This is a genomic window from Photobacterium sp. 2_MG-2023, from assembly GCF_030547675.1.
GTDB classification, from domain to species: domain Bacteria; phylum Pseudomonadota; class Gammaproteobacteria; order Enterobacterales; family Vibrionaceae; genus Photobacterium; species Photobacterium arenosum.
The window spans coordinates 85,716-101,591 of the sequence record NZ_JAUOQQ010000013.1; the positions used below are offsets into that span (position 1 = coordinate 85,716).

The 15,876-nt window shown below is 46.3% G+C and carries 11 protein-coding genes; 7 read left to right on the forward strand and 4 right to left on the reverse strand.

The annotated features are described in order from the left end of the window. Nucleotides 1-99: 99 nt before the first annotated feature. Together Q4491_RS12360 and Q4491_RS12365 are read right to left on the reverse strand one after the other, a co-directional pair. Nucleotides 100-966: a L,D-transpeptidase family protein gene (locus Q4491_RS12360; protein WP_225445016.1), complete on the reverse strand. Its 867-nt coding sequence runs from the start codon at nucleotides 964-966 to the stop codon at nucleotides 100-102. 368 nt (nucleotides 967-1,334) lie between these two features. Beyond that, on the reverse strand, nucleotides 1,335-2,459 hold the full coding sequence (locus Q4491_RS12365) for a fatty acid desaturase (protein WP_303457829.1): 1,125 nt from the start codon (nucleotides 2,457-2,459) through the stop codon (nucleotides 1,335-1,337). A gap of 251 nt (nucleotides 2,460-2,710) precedes the next feature. Here Q4491_RS12365 and Q4491_RS12370 point away from each other — a divergent pair, with 251 nt between their 5' ends. From Q4491_RS12370 to Q4491_RS12385, 4 genes are all read left to right on the forward strand, one after another. After that, nucleotides 2,711-3,394 (forward strand): cupin domain-containing protein, encoded by a 684-nt coding sequence (locus tag Q4491_RS12370; protein WP_192013973.1) that lies wholly within the window; start codon nucleotides 2,711-2,713, stop codon nucleotides 3,392-3,394. Between the two features lie 132 nt (nucleotides 3,395-3,526). Then, a complete protein-coding gene (msrP, locus tag Q4491_RS12375) occupies nucleotides 3,527-4,537 on the forward strand; it encodes a protein-methionine-sulfoxide reductase catalytic subunit MsrP (protein ID WP_303457831.1) in 1,011 nt (336 codons plus the stop codon). Beyond that, nucleotides 4,537-5,196 carry a protein-methionine-sulfoxide reductase heme-binding subunit MsrQ gene (gene msrQ, locus Q4491_RS12380; protein ID WP_303457833.1) on the forward strand — a complete coding sequence of 220 codons (660 nt, stop codon included), beginning with the start codon at nucleotides 4,537-4,539 and terminating at the stop codon, nucleotides 5,194-5,196. Before msrP ends, msrQ begins: the two co-directional genes overlap by 1 nt. Nucleotides 5,197-5,497: 301 nt before the next feature. Then, nucleotides 5,498-6,145, forward strand: a complete 648-nt coding sequence (locus Q4491_RS12385) for a hypothetical protein (RefSeq protein ID WP_303457835.1) — start codon at nucleotides 5,498-5,500, stop codon at nucleotides 6,143-6,145. A 92-nt stretch (nucleotides 6,146-6,237) separates the two neighbouring features. On the opposite strand, the gene Q4491_RS12390 is transcribed toward Q4491_RS12385, so the two are convergent. Then, nucleotides 6,238-7,077: an isopenicillin N synthase family oxygenase gene (locus Q4491_RS12390; RefSeq protein ID WP_303457837.1), complete on the reverse strand. Its 840-nt coding sequence runs from the start codon at nucleotides 7,075-7,077 to the stop codon at nucleotides 6,238-6,240. Nucleotides 7,078-7,316: 239 nt separating this feature from the next. Next, nucleotides 7,317-7,619, reverse strand: coding sequence for a hypothetical protein (locus Q4491_RS12395; protein ID WP_192013981.1), 303 nt, complete (start codon nucleotides 7,617-7,619; stop codon nucleotides 7,317-7,319). Between the two features lie 663 nt (nucleotides 7,620-8,282). On the opposite strand from Q4491_RS12395, the gene Q4491_RS12400 reads away from it, so the two are divergent. Genes Q4491_RS12400 through Q4491_RS12410 form a run of 3 tightly spaced genes read left to right on the forward strand, consistent with a single transcriptional unit; the run spans nucleotide 8,283 to nucleotide 15,768 of the window. Beyond that, nucleotides 8,283-10,547 carry a hypothetical protein gene (locus Q4491_RS12400; protein WP_303457839.1) on the forward strand — a complete coding sequence of 755 codons (2,265 nt, stop codon included), beginning with the start codon at nucleotides 8,283-8,285 and terminating at the stop codon, nucleotides 10,545-10,547. A gap of 18 nt (nucleotides 10,548-10,565) precedes the next feature. Continuing rightward, nucleotides 10,566-14,825 (forward strand): DUF637 domain-containing protein, encoded by a 4,260-nt coding sequence (locus Q4491_RS12405; protein ID WP_303457841.1) that lies wholly within the window; start codon nucleotides 10,566-10,568, stop codon nucleotides 14,823-14,825. Further along, on the forward strand, nucleotides 14,818-15,768 hold the full coding sequence (locus tag Q4491_RS12410; protein ID WP_303457843.1) for an Imm49 family immunity protein: 951 nt from the start codon (nucleotides 14,818-14,820) through the stop codon (nucleotides 15,766-15,768). The genes Q4491_RS12405 and Q4491_RS12410 overlap by 8 nt, the downstream gene beginning before the upstream one ends. The last annotated feature ends 108 nt before the right edge of the window (nucleotides 15,769-15,876 follow it).

A 15,876-nucleotide genomic window follows, 5' to 3' on the forward strand; every position in this document is an offset into this window, starting at 1 on the left:
CTCCACTCTTTTTTTATGTCTGAATTTTGGTTTCAGTAAAACAGGTACAGTATCGAGATATATCACACAAGCTGCCCGGCAGCCCGTGTGACCATGTTATTAATCAATCGCGATAGGTACGCCTTCTTGCGATTGTAAAGCCTGAGACAAACGCGAAATAGCTTGTTTATCACTTTCGACAGCATTAACAAGCGCACGACTTGGTTTCACAACTTTAGCCTGACCCGCCTCAGATTCCGATTTCGACAATGGCTGATGTACCTCAACATACAAGCTACCATCCGGTTCACGGGTTTCTTTCAATGGTTGATTGATTACCCGCACTTTGGTGCCTTTAGGAATCTGCGGGAACAGCCACTCAATATCCCACGGGTTCATACGAATACAACCTGAGCTGACACGCATACCAATACCAAAGTCTTTATTGGTACCGTGTATCAGATATTCACCGCGGCTGTGAGCAAGTCGCATAGCGTACTCACCTAATGGGTTATCCGGGCCAGCCGGAATAACTGCCGGCAGTTCGATACCGCGCTCTTCACGGTATTCTTTACGAATATTCGCCGTAGGTGTCCAGGTCGGGCCGACAATTTTCTGACTGATCGACGTTGTCATCACAGGTGTTTCCCGGCCGATACGGCCGATACCGATTGGGAACACATAGACAGAATCTTTACCCGGCGGGAAATAGTATAAACGTAATTCAGCAAGGTTGATCACTATGCCTTCATGTGCAACATCAGGCAATATCAGCCTGGTCGGTATGGTCAGCATTGTACCGGGTTCAGGCAGAAAAGGGTCAACCCCCTTGTTCGCTTCCATCACGGCTAAAAAACCCACGTCAAAGTGGTTAGCGATATCAGCGATACTCTCTTTTTCATTCTCGGGAACCTGGTAATACTCCACAGCTCCGACGAGCTTGCTGCCGTCAGAAGGGAGTTGGTATTCAATAGCATTCGCACCCATTGAAGCCAGGCCAATCAGAGTACAAAGTAATGAGCGATACACGAAAGCCTCCAGATCGATGAAGTCTGTTGACATAAGCAACTGAGAGTCAGTTGATATTCCACCCAAAAAATTTGGCAACAGAACCTTAATTATTATGGCAAAGTTTGATCTTTACTCAGTAAGTGACTGTGATTTTCTTATATATGACACAAAATGTAGCTTTGATCACTTTCTGAGTTTGACTGTCAGTGTACCCAGCTCCTGCAACTACCAGGTCAGGTTTACGTCAATAAAGTGGCGGTGGGTTGTAAGCAATGGGACTCATGTAGAATTATGCATACAAAAAAAGCGGGCATTGCCCGCTTTTCTGCTCACTCAATCCAGGCTCAGGCATATTGCGCTGTCAGTAATTTCCAGTCACGGCGCTGTTGTTCCAGCCGGGCCTTTATTTCCTGATATTGCTTCACAATATCCAGATTGTCGTACTGTTCGCGAAGCGCCTGCCTTTTCACCTCAAGCAATTGTTTCCGGGTTGCGTAGTACTCTGAAATTTTCTGTATCAGCACGTCATACTCGGCTTCCACTTTTTGCAACACAACCCTGCTATCCGGCCCGGTGCTCAGGCGGGACTGAATGCGTTTAAGCACCATAGTCGCCTTCGCCTTTTCAATTTTATCTTCCGGGCAAGTACGCAGGTTGCTGGCAAGACCTAACCAGGACAGACTTCTTATAAGCCACTTAGTCGGGTCAAACTGCCACCAGCGAATCCCGTTCCGGTAGTCATTTTCAAAGATGTGATGGTAGTTATGATACCCCTCACCAAAGGTCAGGAAAGCCAGAAAGCCATTGTCCCGCGCCGTATTTTTATCCGTATAAGGTTGCGAACCCCAGATGTGAGCCAGAGAATTGATAAAGAAGGTGGTGTGGTGACTGAGCACCAGACGAACAACCCCGACCAGCAGCAACGCTCCCCAGATGTCGCCGTGTAAAAAGCCAAACAGCAGTGGTATGCCTACATTCGTCGCCACAGCCAGCGGTACGTAATACTTGTGCTGCCACATAACGATCTTATCTTTTTGTAAATCGCGGCAATTTGAGTAATCCGTGTAGCGATGCGCCTGATACTCACGAAGCATCCAGCCGATATGGCTGTAGAAAAAACCACGTTTGGCGGAGTACGGATCGACATCGTTATTATCCACATGGCGATGGTGAATCCGGTGATCAGATGACCAGTGCAGAATGCTGTTTTGCAGCGCGAATGCGCCGCCAACCGCATAGATAAAACGCACAGCGGCATTTGCTTCATACGCCTTATGCGACCAGAGGCGGTGATAACCCGCCGTAATAGACAGCCCGCAATAACTGAACGCTGCCAGCAGCATCAGCCCTTGCTGCCAGTCAAACCCGATAAAATAAGCATAAAGGGGTGCACCAATCGCAGCGATGGCAAAGGTAACGGTAAAGATAATCAAATTTAGCCAGATGATTGGCGGCTTAGGATGTGACATGTCATTCTCTGTCTTTCGGCGTACAAGTGTTCGCTAGAATAGCAAGCATCCCGCTCAGGTCAATCGTAAAAGTCTGAGATTTACTGCTTTACATCACAGCTTGACATCGTGAATGCAAAAATATGCATTTAAAAATACTGCCAGTCGCCTTCAGCCGTCAGGATACGAGATACGCTCAGCAAGCTTTCCGGCTGCAGTGAATTAACTACACTATAGGAAGCAGCCTAAAGCTTACACATGGAGACGAAACCATGAGGCCCAGCTCCGAGGCTCCCTTTGAGCCGATTAACATGAAGCGTGATAAACGAGTGGTGATCAATACCCAGGCACAGCACTGGATGGCATCCCCGGCAGCAGGCGTGTGGCGTATTCCACTTGAACGGGAGGCGAAAGAGTCGGGTGAAGTCACCAGCCTTGTCCGTTATGAACCCAACACGCACTTTTCAGCCCACTACCATCCAAACGGCGAAGAAATCTTTGTCGTCAGCGGTATCTTTCAGGACGAGTTTGGCCACTACCCGGCTGGTACCTATATCCGTAACCCGGCAAAAACCCGCCATGCGCCAGCCAGCGACAGCGGCTGTACCTTGTATGTCAAACTGAACATGTTTCCGGAAGGCGATAGGGAACCGCTCAGGATTGATACCCATAACGCCAGATGGCAGCCCGGCCATTATCCCGGCCAGTCAGTGCTCCCGCTGCATGGCTTTGGTTCAGATCGCACTGTCATCATGCAATGGCACGCGGGGTCAACGCTACCGCCACAAAGTTACGACGGCGGCCTGGAAGTCTATATCCTTGCTGGCAGTTTTTATGATGAATGGGGAGAGTATGGTGAAGGCTTCTGGCTGCGAACTCCGCCGGGCAGCTCTCATCAGCCAGCAACCAAAGATGGCTGTCTGCTGCTAGTAAAAACTGGCCATATCACTCAATAACAGTCCGGCGGTTCTTGCAAACACCGGCAACTTGGCTTTCTAACTATTAACATCCGTGCGGATGAAATTTTTCAGATTGATTCAGGTCTCTTGTAACACGTCAGTAAATTTATACCGCTCAAAGGGATGCACATGCGTATTAAATCAACCCCGCCCTGGCAACTGAAGGAAAGTGATGTCACACCAGAGTCGGTTTATCACCAACGCCGCGACATTCTCAAAAAGCTGGGGATTACCCTGGCAACACTGCCATTAGCCACGCAAGCCCAGGCCAACATCTTTGATATTTTTGGTGATGACGAAAAAACACCGGATCGCCGACGGGCGCTCAACGCCCCCGACTCCACACGTTTTCACCCGGACCTGTCTTTAACACCTGAAGACAAAATACTGAAATATAATAATTTTTATGAGTTCGGTACCGATAAGTCTGATCCAGCTCGCCGGGCAGCCAATTTTGTGACCGACCCATGGAAAGTGGATGTCAGCGGCATGGTTGCCCGTCCTTTCACACTCGATTATGACGACATATTTAAACGCTTCCCGATTGAAGAGCGCATCTATCGGCTGCGTTGTGTCGAAGCCTGGTCGATGAACGTGCCTTGGATCGGCTTCCCGCTGGCTTCACTGCTGAGATATGCGCAGCCAACCAGTAACGCAAAATATGTCGCTTTCGAAACACTGTATGACCCGAAACAGATGCCGGGACAGGCATCTCGCCGGTTGGGCGGCGGGATAGATTATCCGTATGTTGAAGGCCTGCGTCTGGACGAAGCGATGCATCCTTTAACTCTGATTGCTGTCGGCTTATACGGGAAAACGCTGGCACCGCAAAACGGTGCGCCACTCCGCTTGGTGGTTCCATGGAAATACGGGTTTAAAAGCATTAAGTCTATCGTCAAAATAACACTGACGGATAAGCAACCGCCAACAACCTGGAACCTGCTCGCTTCTCATGAGTACGGTTTCTACGCCAACGTGAATCCGCAAGTGGACCACCCAAGATGGAGCCAGGCAAGTGAACGCTTTATTGGCGAGGGCAACCTGTTCAGCAGCCGACGTCAACCGACCCTGCCATTCAATGGTTATGCCTCTGAAGTTGCAGGGCTTTATAAAGGAATGGATTTGAGGAAATTCTTTTAATGCAGAAAATGGCGCTCACCTTGCAAAGTATCCGGCTTAAGCCTGCTCACATTACTGCGTTAAAAGCGCTGATTCATCTGATGTCGTTAGGCTTTTTGGCGATACTGACTTTTCAGCTTCTGAACGGCCGGCTCGGTGCGGATCCCGTTCAGGGCCTGAGTCACTTTACGGGTAAAGCGGCGCTCAATACACTCTTTATCACTCTGCTGGTCTCCCCGCTTGCAAAACTATTGAAGCAAGGCGCGTTAGTCAAAGTGCGTCGGGTGCTCGGCCTTTACTGTTTTTCCTGGGCAGCCTTGCATCTTTTAGTCTACGTGCTGCTGGATCTGAATCTGGACTGGTCCTTGCTGGCCAGCGAAATAATCGAGCGCCCCTACCTGACCATAGGCGCAATATGCTGGTTAATTCTCTTTGCCCTTGCCATTACTTCCACCCAGAGGATGCAGAGAAAACTAGGCAAACGCTGGCAACAATTGCACTACTGGGTGTATCTGGTCGCTGTGCTTGCACCAGTTCATTACTACTGGTCGGTGAAATCCGGTATTGTGGAACCGGCACTCTATATTGCCGGGGCTTTGATGCTATTGAGTTTCAGGCGAAAAACCTTAAAACGGTGGTTGCCTAAGTTTCCTCAGCACACGCCTTCTGAAGAGAGATAACATCGTTCTGGCCGCTGACTGGCAGCCAGATCTGCGACCTTTACTCAACATTTAGTCACCACACGCTTGTCTGTTTCGACGCGGTGAGCACAGTAGAACACAGGATCACTCCCATAACTCTTCCTGCTTCAGGCTATTCAATGCCGAAAAAACGGATATAATTTCAAACTAAACGCATAAGTTTGATACAGGTTCAGATTATTCAGGCACATAACCCTTTTCTGCTATGCGCTCTGGCAATATCATAGAGCGGTAAACCCATTACCAATGTCGAGTCCGATCACGTGAGGTTAAGCTGTTTTTGATCAGTGAGTTAGTTGCCGTCAGTATCGAACAGTTTCAGGCTGACTGTTTACAGCTGTGTACCCAACATTACCCCACGGTGCATAACCGAGGCATGCGCGATCGCCATTTAGGCAGGCTGATGTGTCGGCGTATTCTGGCGACACTGGAAAAGGAGGGCATGACAGCCACGCTTGAACAAGTGGAATGCGATGATGTGATTATGCCTCCTGTCTTTCGGATACGGACCCGAGAAACAACCCTGTGGGTTATCGCGCACCGCCTTCAAAGCGCGAATCTGGCGCGGCGTTCAACGCTTTTCCAGGCTATCGGCCTGACGCTGGGGCAACTGACGCCAACCGGTGATCATCACTTACTGTTATTGTCTGATCATTGGTTTGACCGAAGCAAAGCCAGTAAACAACTTCCGTCCTGGTGGCTTGGTCAGATGCCGGCTAATATTCAGGGCTATCTGCAGGACGGCATCAAGCTGCTGCCCAGCGAATTGTCTTTAACAGGACAACTGCAGACTCAGTTTGATCTTTCTCAAGGTATTACTCAACTTCACCACCCACTCAAACGACTGCACACGAATACACCCTTGCATCGCTACGCGGTAATGACAGCCTACTACCCCAATATCCATGCCCCAACATGCAGGCAATGAATGCTGGCTGATCAAAGAATCGATTCAGCCTTGATGTGCCAGACAAAAACGCCAGCTCACTGAGCTGGCGTTTTTTGATTAGGGTGACCGAATTAAATCAGGCCCAGCTCTTTCAGACGCTCCATCAGGTAGCTGTCGGCGGTATGGCGTTCTGATAAGACAACGTCAGGTTTCGGGTGCAAGAAAAGTGGCAGAGAAATACGCGATTTCGTTTTATCTGCTCCTTCAGGATTGATCACACGGTGAGTCGTTGACGGGAAGTAACCGCCCGACGCTTCCTGAAGCATGTCACCAATGTTAATGATCAGGTTACCGAATTCACACGGCACATCCAGCCACTCGCCTGTTTTCGCTTTTACCTGAAGACCGGGCTCGTTGGCAGCGGGAAGCACAGTCAGCAAATTAATGTCTTCATGAGCACCGGCACGGATAGCGCCCAGCTCTTCCTCCCCTTTCAGAGGCGGGTAATGCAGAACACGGAGCAAAGTTTTGTCGCTGTTTTCAATCATGCTGGATAGCGACTGCGAATACAGTGCAGATACGTCAGCCGGTGAGTGCTTTTCCACCCAGGACAGCAAGGTCGCCGCCAGCGCATTGGCCTGGGCATAATAATTCTGCAATTCGTCTTTCAGCGTGTCAGGGCACTGGCCCCAAGGGTAATAATGAAAGAATTCTTTGATATCTCTTTGATTATGGCCTTTCGCGGTTTCAGAGATCTCTGGCGGAAAGAATCCATCTTGCGTTTCAGCGTTGAAGCGAAAATCGTATTTATCTTCAGAGTCAAAAAATGCTTGCCAATTATGATAGATGGCGCTGACCAGCTCTTGCTGTAAGGGGTGATTTTTCAGGACACCAAAACCCGTTTCGCGCAGTGATTCAACGAAACGCTCTTGAGCATCGTCAGCAGTAAAGTCAATGGCTTCTAATTTCATTATGTTCTTCTTTTACGGTAGGGCGTAGATTTATGCGTTATTCGCATCTTGTGACAAGGATTTTAGACCTTCAATACCGCCTGAACAACCCACAAGCCAAAGCCCGTAAGAAACAGAGTGTTGACGGAAAGAAACGATTGCCCAACCGATTGCGTTTAACTCAACGCTTTCATGAGCCGCAGAACGAAAAACCCTGCCGAAGCAGGGCTTGTTTCGCAGAATTCGATGCTGATAATTCGTCATAGATCACGCATTAGCAACTCAAACTCATCCTCAGCAAGTTCGATCAGTTTAGCTAGCTCCCGGGCATCATCACTCGCTAAATCCACTTGCCAGCGTACACATTCACCACCGACATGATCTCGACAAACTAACTCCGTTTTTTTGCCATTTGACAGAAACGAAAGTTCTTCAAACTCAGCCAAAAACTTATCGTGCTCTTCCATGATTTCAACTTCAAGAAAACCAGTAGGTATAACCTTCACATCCAAATGGTATCCTTTACCGCCTGGTAACAGGTACTGCCGGTGTTCAGCTAACATCCTCCTTTCCTCCACTCAGTTGACTCGCAACTAAAAGTGTAGTCAAAGATTCTGTTACGCGAGTAAATTCTTCCCAAATCAGTTCTGACCTAAACTTAGGAAAAGTAATACTTTTTTCTTATACAGCCAGAAAAGGATCAATCATTATAATCACGATAATCGGCTGAATCTGCCATTCGTTTTAAGTCATCATCTGCTCACTCAATACTTTGTCATCAGGCATCAGTTACTTATTCAAAATCATTATCAGCGGTACATCCGCCATCTTATTGTTGTACACGTTTCGATGATCGACTGTCATCGTTTCTTCATATGAGTGAAGCCTGCCCTTCATAAAACAGCTGTCTCAATGTTTGGACTAATTGGTAAAGATAACCTGCCTGACAGGATCATGTTTAGCTTCAGAGCGAATGGAAATGATCTGGAGCGACATCAAGACGTCTGTGTCTTTGTGTTTTGCCTCAAGAAACACTCACTCAATTCACATGCAAATGTAAGGGCTACAAATATACTGAATTCAAATGAACCACCTTGCTTATAAGAAAAATGATAAGTATTATCGTTCTCCTTTTTGCACTGCAGAGAATCTGACTAATTTTCATGCAGTTAAGAACGAAATCATACTCAAGAATAATAAGCAATCAGTAAGGTTATATCATCATTATGATAAGAAAATTCAACAGCAAGTGGGCAGCAATCATGTTGCTCACGAGCACATTATCCCTGCCGCATTTAGCATTTGCATCACTCACCTCGCAGAATACGAAAGTCGTCACTTCGAAGGGCACAGAAGCAAGTGAAAGCGAAACACTCATCTTTATGGGTCGTTTAAGCTCAGATGGCACCGCTCATGTACAAGTTGGCACTGATGGAAGAACAGTGAAACGGCTTTTACTGGTTAATAATCCCATCCTCAATAAAGGCGTAAAAAGCAAGCCCGCACAAGTTACCGTTATTCACAACATGTCAACCAAACCACTGGCTATTGGTCAGGTTGAAGTATTAGGGCCATCCAGCGATGTCATCATTGCCAGCCCATCCGGTGTTATCTGCGATTCCTGTGAATTCAAAAATGCCAAACGTATTGTTCTGGCGACAGGCTCTCCTATTTTCAATCACGGTAACCTGGCAAGCATCAAAACCCAGCAAGGTTTACTGGAGATCATCGGTTCTGGCCTGAAGACTCAGGATGCCGTTTTTGTTGATCTGCTCGCAGAAGATATTCATGTCAACGGCCCAATCAATACTTTCACCCGTGCGAATAAAAATTCTGCTCAGGGTTATGATCTTGCCCCTGACACCGGCACATTGTCGGCAGCACAAGGAAATCTTCAGTTAATTACAGGTCATACAACATGGGCTTATCATTCATCAAATATCACAATTGATAATGCCAGCCAAACTGACAGTGCATCCTTGCACATTAACCGTGTTATTTTGTCAGGAAATATCTTTATTCAAACAACAAACTTAATTTCCGGAATAGAAATAAACAGCAACATATCGACTATTGGCGATATTTCATTAGTTGACACCTATCAAGGAAACAGCATTATACCATCTGGCAATATACATTTAAAAACCTTTGGTTCGTTGATTGTAAAAAACAATACTTTAAGTACAAAATCCAATGCTACTTTAGAAGCAAGCAACATATCCTTAATCCCTGATGAGTCATATAAAGATAAAAGCATTGAAGCAGGGAATATAGAGATCTCTGCTGAACTAACACTTACAATGAAAGGTCTCATGATTGCAGATAACATAAAGATTGCTGCAAACATAGTCAATAACTTCGGTGGTGAGTTATTTGCTCGTGAAACACTCTATGTTAATGGAAATGGCTATATTAAAAATAGCCATCAAGGGCTACTTGTGGGTAGTAACGTTGCATTAACCAGCGAAAGCTCGATCATCAATGGTATCGTTGAACCTTGGAGCTGTGACGTCAGAAGAAGTTATGCGCGCAGTATGTATATCAAAAATGACACGATCCAAATTGGTAGCGGTGTCGGACTGATAAAAAACTTCATCAACAGCTGTAATAGCAATAGCTCTATTCGTGACTGGACGCTAACAGAAAGAAAAGCAAGTATCTTTGGCTTTAACATTTCATTGAGTGCGCCAGAAATTACAAATTCAAACCCATATATAAAACAACGAAAGACATATAAAAACGCTGAAATTAACATGGAAATCACAGACTCAAATTCAGTCTCGATCTCAGCAGAAAACGCATTAGTCGCACAGGCAAAAAACTCATTCAAAAATGGTTCTGGTGTTGTGGAAGTGTTAAATGGAAATATGTCGATTGATTCTCCAACAATTAACAATCAGCGTTATTATATAAAAGGAAGCACACATCACTACACTCGAAAAATCCCATTCACCCCACCAAAACATTGTCCTTCACTAGCTGAAAGAATCGATTCTTTCATAAATGGACCTGACCCATGGATGCTGAGTGTAGCAAATACATTTATAGAACAGTACAAAAGAGAATGCACCAGTAACGGCTCTACAACTGAAAATGCTACAGCTCAATATGTATCTGCGCTTTCCCCTGTAGGTCGAATCCTTGTCGCTGGCAGCGTCACCTTCAATGGAAATAAATTTTTCAATGAAGCCAGTAACGTTGAAATTTGGGGAAAAACGAACGGAAAACTGAATGAAATCAAATCACTCGGTTTAGCCTTAAATGAAAAGATTGTGAGAAAAACAGTGACGCACCATTCACGCCGTTATTGTTCCCGTCGTGTTTTGGGTGCATGTATCAAACGCAAAACAGAGCGATGGACAACCACCTCACATAAACTCATCAAAGATGAAACCACAGGTCAGTTCCCTGCCCTTTTTGATATTAATAAAGCGAACATCAATGTCGCAAACGGTAAAGTCACGACCGGCAACATCACTTTCGGCAAATAATCAGGGATGACAATTAAAATGAAAAACCAAAAACATTCCATGCATCCTCAGATGAAGCAGACGCCTGTCTGGAGAAAAGCAACCGCCTCGGTTCTAACCTGGGTAATTCCCATGCAGCTGGCATTACCAGCTTATGCCAACATCCAACTGACAAGAGATGTAAATAAACTACAGTCAGCTTTGGATTCATCTGCACGTTATCAGTTGACCAGTCAGGTCTCAGATCGTCTTTACGAAGAAGTCTTCATGTCACCGCTGGCTGACATTTTTGATGGTTTCAGCTATTTCTATCAACTGGCTGCATCTCAATATCCGAAGCAATTCGATGGTATGAAGTGGGTGCCGATTGGTGTTAGCGATATCACAACGATTATCCCTGTCGCTCCCCAGAAACCGCTATTTATTGGGACACCTTATGTTGAACGTGATGTCGTACGTCTTCAGCTCAACCAACTTCTGAACCGAAGTTATATCGTCGGCGAAGGTGATTATGATAATTACAATGGCATGATCAGAGCACTTTATGATAATGCTCTGACCCTGATGCAGGAAAAAGGCTACAAATTTGGCCAGAACCTGACTTCAGCGCAAATTGACAGTATTTCCAGTGATGTCATCTGGCCGGAATTCAGAACATTATCGACAGGAAAGAAAGTTGTCATTCCTTTTGTATACCTGTCGAAAACAACGATTGCGACCAATAAAGTTGATAAAACCACCTTCAGTGTTGGCAATGGTGTGATCAATACGGGGAGCTTCACGGTAAATGGTGGCGATGTCATTGCCAGACGGAACCTGTTCATTCAAACCAAACAGGATTTCATCAACAACAAAGGCAATATAAAAGCTCAGGAAAGCCTGAAAATTCAGGCAGGCAATAACATCGAAAACTACTCAGGTACGATTCAAGGCCGCGATACCAAGCTGATTGCCAATGCCATAAAAAACGAAACGTTGGTCTACCGCCACGAGTATGAACACGGCTTCTCTGAACTAGCCGGGAATCTCGCCAAAATAACCGGTTTAAACTCGCTCAACCTCACCACTGCAGGTGATGTAATCAGCAAAGGCGGGCAATTTGAATCACAAGGAACACTCCATATCAATGCCGGTGGCAGCGTCCAACTGTTAACACAGGAAGTTCGTCAGCAACATGCGCAATCCGGTAAGAAATGGACGGATTCCAGTCAGTCTTTGGTGAACCTGCAAACAAGGCTGTCTGCAGTAGATATTATTTCAATAATTGCCAATGAGAAGATCATTACACAAGGCGCAATTATTGAAAGTGAAGGCATGCTTGAACTACTTGCAGGTGAAGGCATTTATCTGACTGCAGCACAAGATCAATTCAGTTGGAGTAAAACTTTCGAAAGTAAATCAGGTGGTGTTTTCGGAACCAAGGAAAAAACAGCTGAGAGTGAACAACGTGCAGAGGTTGTTCGTACACTTCTGCGCGCTGGAAATGACATCACGTTAAATACTGAAGTGGGTCCGGTTACGTTACGTGCTGTTGAAGTAGATAGTCAGGGCGTCACCAAAATCATTGCTGACAATATCGATTTTGATTTGGAACTCGCCAGCCATGTTTACAGCTACGAAGAATCCTATGAAGGATCGCTCAGCTTCAGATTTCAAGGGAACGGTTTCAAAAAGCAAGTCGCTTATTACAACCTATTCAGAACCCAAGGCGGTTTAATGCTGGATGCCAGACACGGCATCAAAGTTGAGTTTCCTACTTTGCCCAACCAGCAGTATGTCGATTTAGACAGCTACATCGATCAAATGTCTGCCACTGAAGGCATGAGCTGGCTGAAGCAAGTGAAAGATTCCCCGGATGTAAATTGGCAGGAAGTAAAACTCATTCTGGATGAGTGGGACTATGATCAAAGCGGTTTAACCCCTGCAGCAATGGCTCTTCTGGCTGTGGCTGTTGCGGTAGCGACCGGAGGGGCCGGCGTTGCTGGTGTCATGGGAGTCACCAACACTGTCATGGCTGCCGCAATCAATAGCCTTGCATTCCAGGCTTCTGCTTCTTTATTAGCGAATGGATTTGACATTAAGTCCACTCTTGACCAAATGGCGAGTTCTGAAACAATCAAATCAGTCGCCCTTGCCGCAGTCACCGCTGGTGTTTTAGAACAACTGGATACCTCTCTGTTCAATGACGCCAGTAGCGCAACTTCCGATATTTTGGGTAATGGCATGATCGGCACTATCGCTGAGCAAGCCACCCAGCAAGTCTTCCATACTATTGTTGCATCCCAGTTAGAAAGCCTGGCAGACGGTGACGGGCTACGCAGCTTAAAAGACATAGATGAAACTGTTATCTATGCCATTGCCAGCTCAACCGTCAATGTACTAGGAAAGAGCTTAGCCAACCAAATTGGTGAAGCTAGCCGGGGTATTCGTGTCGACGAAAGCGGCAGGATTGTAGAAACCGGGATTGATCCAATCTCTGTCGGCGCCAAATATATTGCGCATGCCGCACTGGGCTGTGGTTTAGGGTCGCTGACGAATAGCATCAATAGTGCCAATAAAAAAGAAACCCTTTCCGGCTGTATGAGCGGTGCCGCAGGTGGCGTCATTGGCGAGTATATTGCTGAAAAATATAAGGAAGATATTGGATATAAAGAGCAAATCGATAATATTCAAGGCAGCACTGAAGCATTTGCCGCGAAAGTCCTGACCCAACTGCAGAATGAAAACGGACAAATCTCTAAGGTTGAATTCGATAGAGAAATTGTTCGTTTGCAAAAGATGGGGGCCGATATCTCCAGGCTGGTGAGCGGCCTTATGATTTTTGCTGCTCAGGGTGATGTCGAAGCCGGAATGAAAACCGCTGGAAACGCGGCAGAAAATAATGCTGCATTCCTCCTCTGGTTACTTGCCGATACCCTTTACACAACGGCTATCGCCGCCAGTGCTTACCTGGCCATCGTGGAATTGCCCGATCTATTACAATCAGCAAGCGATGTCTTTAAACTCCTGAAATCTGATAATCCAGAGGACAGGAAAAAAGCGACAGAAGAACTTAAACGAATTGCGTATGACAATGCAGTTAATTCCATTGAAGAGGGTGCGCTTGATAAGGTTAAACAAATTGCTGGATGGAAGAAAACCATTCTTGCAATGTCGACCCTCGAAGTGCTTGAGCTGTTGAATGGCCAGTACAGTGAAATGGATGCGTCTGAAGGTGTAGCACAACTGACAGATCTTCTCCGAATGGTGAAAAATGATAAACACCTGATGGACAAACTGAGCAACGATGCCCCTCGCTCAGGCTTTGGTTCAGGTGGTGATCCAAATCAATCCGGAGGCAACAAAAAGCCGAATAAGCCTGTCGAACAGCTGACCGACACTGATATCAAAGACCTTTATCAGGCGCATATCGATTCAGTCGGAAAAGTGACCATAGCACCAAGTAAATTCGAGTTCTATGTCCGAAACGGCTGGGAATATGAGCATGGCAGAGGCTGGTATAAGCCTGAAAGTGGCAATGCAACCAAAGTATCACCAGCATTTAAAGACGACGTTATCAATGGTTATGACACCAGCAAGCCCATGAATCCAGTGGATGCCTGCCGCTTCCCGAGCTGCGAGGGCGAACTAAAAGCGACCTACAGTGTCAACGGTCAGCCAAAGGAATTGACGGTATCCAAGTTAGGCGAAATGCGTCAGAAAGCCAAAGCAACAAAAGAAGCGAATAAGCATCAGGAAACACCAGCCCAGCAGGAAGCCTTTGTGGATGCCAGCATCGAAATGAACAATCTGAGTCACACAATTGGTAAACTGACGGGTGAAGCCATGATTCAGAACCAGTTGTTCGTTGAAGGTCAGAACGGTGTGAAACGCGTGAGAAAACTTCAGGCTTCCTACCCCGGCAGCAAGAAGGCCAATGACCAGTTTGACGACATCTATCTGATTGAGCATGATGACGGCAGTGAAAGGCTCATTTTTGCCGAGTATAAAGGAGGCTCCAATCCATCTGACAACTGTCGTGTGATTGGCAGTAACTGTTATGTGCAGGGGCATAAGGAGCACACGCTTGATACCATTAAAGCTATGACAGAGTGGAACGAAGAGGCTAACTTCTATGCAAATACTGTAGCGCCTGACCTGTTAGAAAAACATAATGAAACACTCAAGAAGATAGCTGAACACACGAATAGAAAACCGCCGACGGCTTCATTTATTAAAATCACAACCAAACTAAACCCAGACGGCTCGCTGAAAGCCAATGGCACCACTGTGGATTATAAGGAAGACGCTTTTGAATAACATCAATGCTCTCAGCCATCATATTCTGGATAAAGTATCTGCTGATGTGAATGTCAGCGATCGTTTAAACTCCTGGCTTGACCCTTTAATTGCTAGGGATATGCCTTCAGAAGCATTGGAAGGAATAGCACCAGAAGGGCATCAAAATATCCTTGGTATTAAGCAAGAATCCCTTCGATGGATTCTTGGCAGACTTGTCGTGAAACAGGCACCGAAAGATCAGATCGAATGGTTTTTAAAATCATTCAGGGATCATGGTCTGGCCTATTACCGTCTGGTATTTAATCAGGGGGAGTTTGTCCCCTTCAGTATCAACCAGCACCATTATGATGGATTTGGCAAACCAACTGACTTCCGCCTGAATCTGGATGACTGGGTACTGGTGTTTGCCTGCTGCCTGATATTGCAGGACTATTCAGGTGCCTATGAATTGTGTGAGCTGAATGAAGCGCACATTGATCTGGATGCAAGGCAAAACGGCCCTTCAAATCGGGCATTTGATAAAGCCATGCTTAACCTGCTGAAAGGCATTCTGTACCCCGACGCAGACATGAACGCTTTACTGGTGGATGCGGCCGAGAAAATATTTAAGCCTGAATGCGTCGGCCATGAGGAACGACAGGAAGCGGTTAATTACAAATTTTTACCGCTGATCCCGCTGATTCATGCCATGTACAGCCCTAACCGGGAAACGGCTTATCCCGAAAAGCTTCAGGCTGCACTGCAAGATCACAAAGACTATTTCAGCCAGCATCATCCCTTTGATGCGCAGAACTGGTTTGCGATGACGATCACCGGTCTGGCAGCGCTGGCCTATCACCGCTGGGGCCTTGAGCCTCAGATTGAGACGCTGTACATGCCGGAATGGATTGTGAAAGAACCCAATATTGATTCGAAACGAAAAACCTATCGGGACGTTTTTGGTGATCAATATGATGATTAAGATGGCCGTTTCACTATAAACATCAGACTCCGGGAATTCCCCGGAGTCTTTTTTGGCAGCAAACAACTCCCCTTACTTCGGTCCCATGCTATAGTCATTTCTCTGGAA

Bases quoted from the DNA above. Each gene is read 5' to 3' on its own strand.
- Q4491_RS12360 (WP_225445016.1), bottom strand. From the start codon at position 966: ATGGGTGCGAATGCTATTGAATACCAACTCCCTTCTGACGGCAGCAAG.
- Q4491_RS12365 (WP_303457829.1), bottom strand. From the start codon at position 2,459: ATGTCACATCCTAAGCCGCCAATCATCTGGCTAAATTTGATTATCTTT.
- Q4491_RS12370 (WP_192013973.1), top strand. From the start codon at position 2,711: ATGAGGCCCAGCTCCGAGGCTCCCTTTGAGCCGATTAACATGAAGCGT.
- msrP (WP_303457831.1), top strand. From the start codon at position 3,527: ATGCGTATTAAATCAACCCCGCCCTGGCAACTGAAGGAAAGTGATGTC.
- msrQ (WP_303457833.1), top strand. From the start codon at position 4,537: ATGCAGAAAATGGCGCTCACCTTGCAAAGTATCCGGCTTAAGCCTGCT.
- Q4491_RS12390 (WP_303457837.1), bottom strand. From the start codon at position 7,077: ATGAAATTAGAAGCCATTGACTTTACTGCTGACGATGCTCAAGAGCGT.
- Q4491_RS12395 (WP_192013981.1), bottom strand. From the start codon at position 7,619: ATGTTAGCTGAACACCGGCAGTACCTGTTACCAGGCGGTAAAGGATAC.
- Q4491_RS12400 (WP_303457839.1), top strand. From the start codon at position 8,283: ATGATAAGAAAATTCAACAGCAAGTGGGCAGCAATCATGTTGCTCACG.
- Q4491_RS12405 (WP_303457841.1), top strand. From the start codon at position 10,566: ATGAAAAACCAAAAACATTCCATGCATCCTCAGATGAAGCAGACGCCT.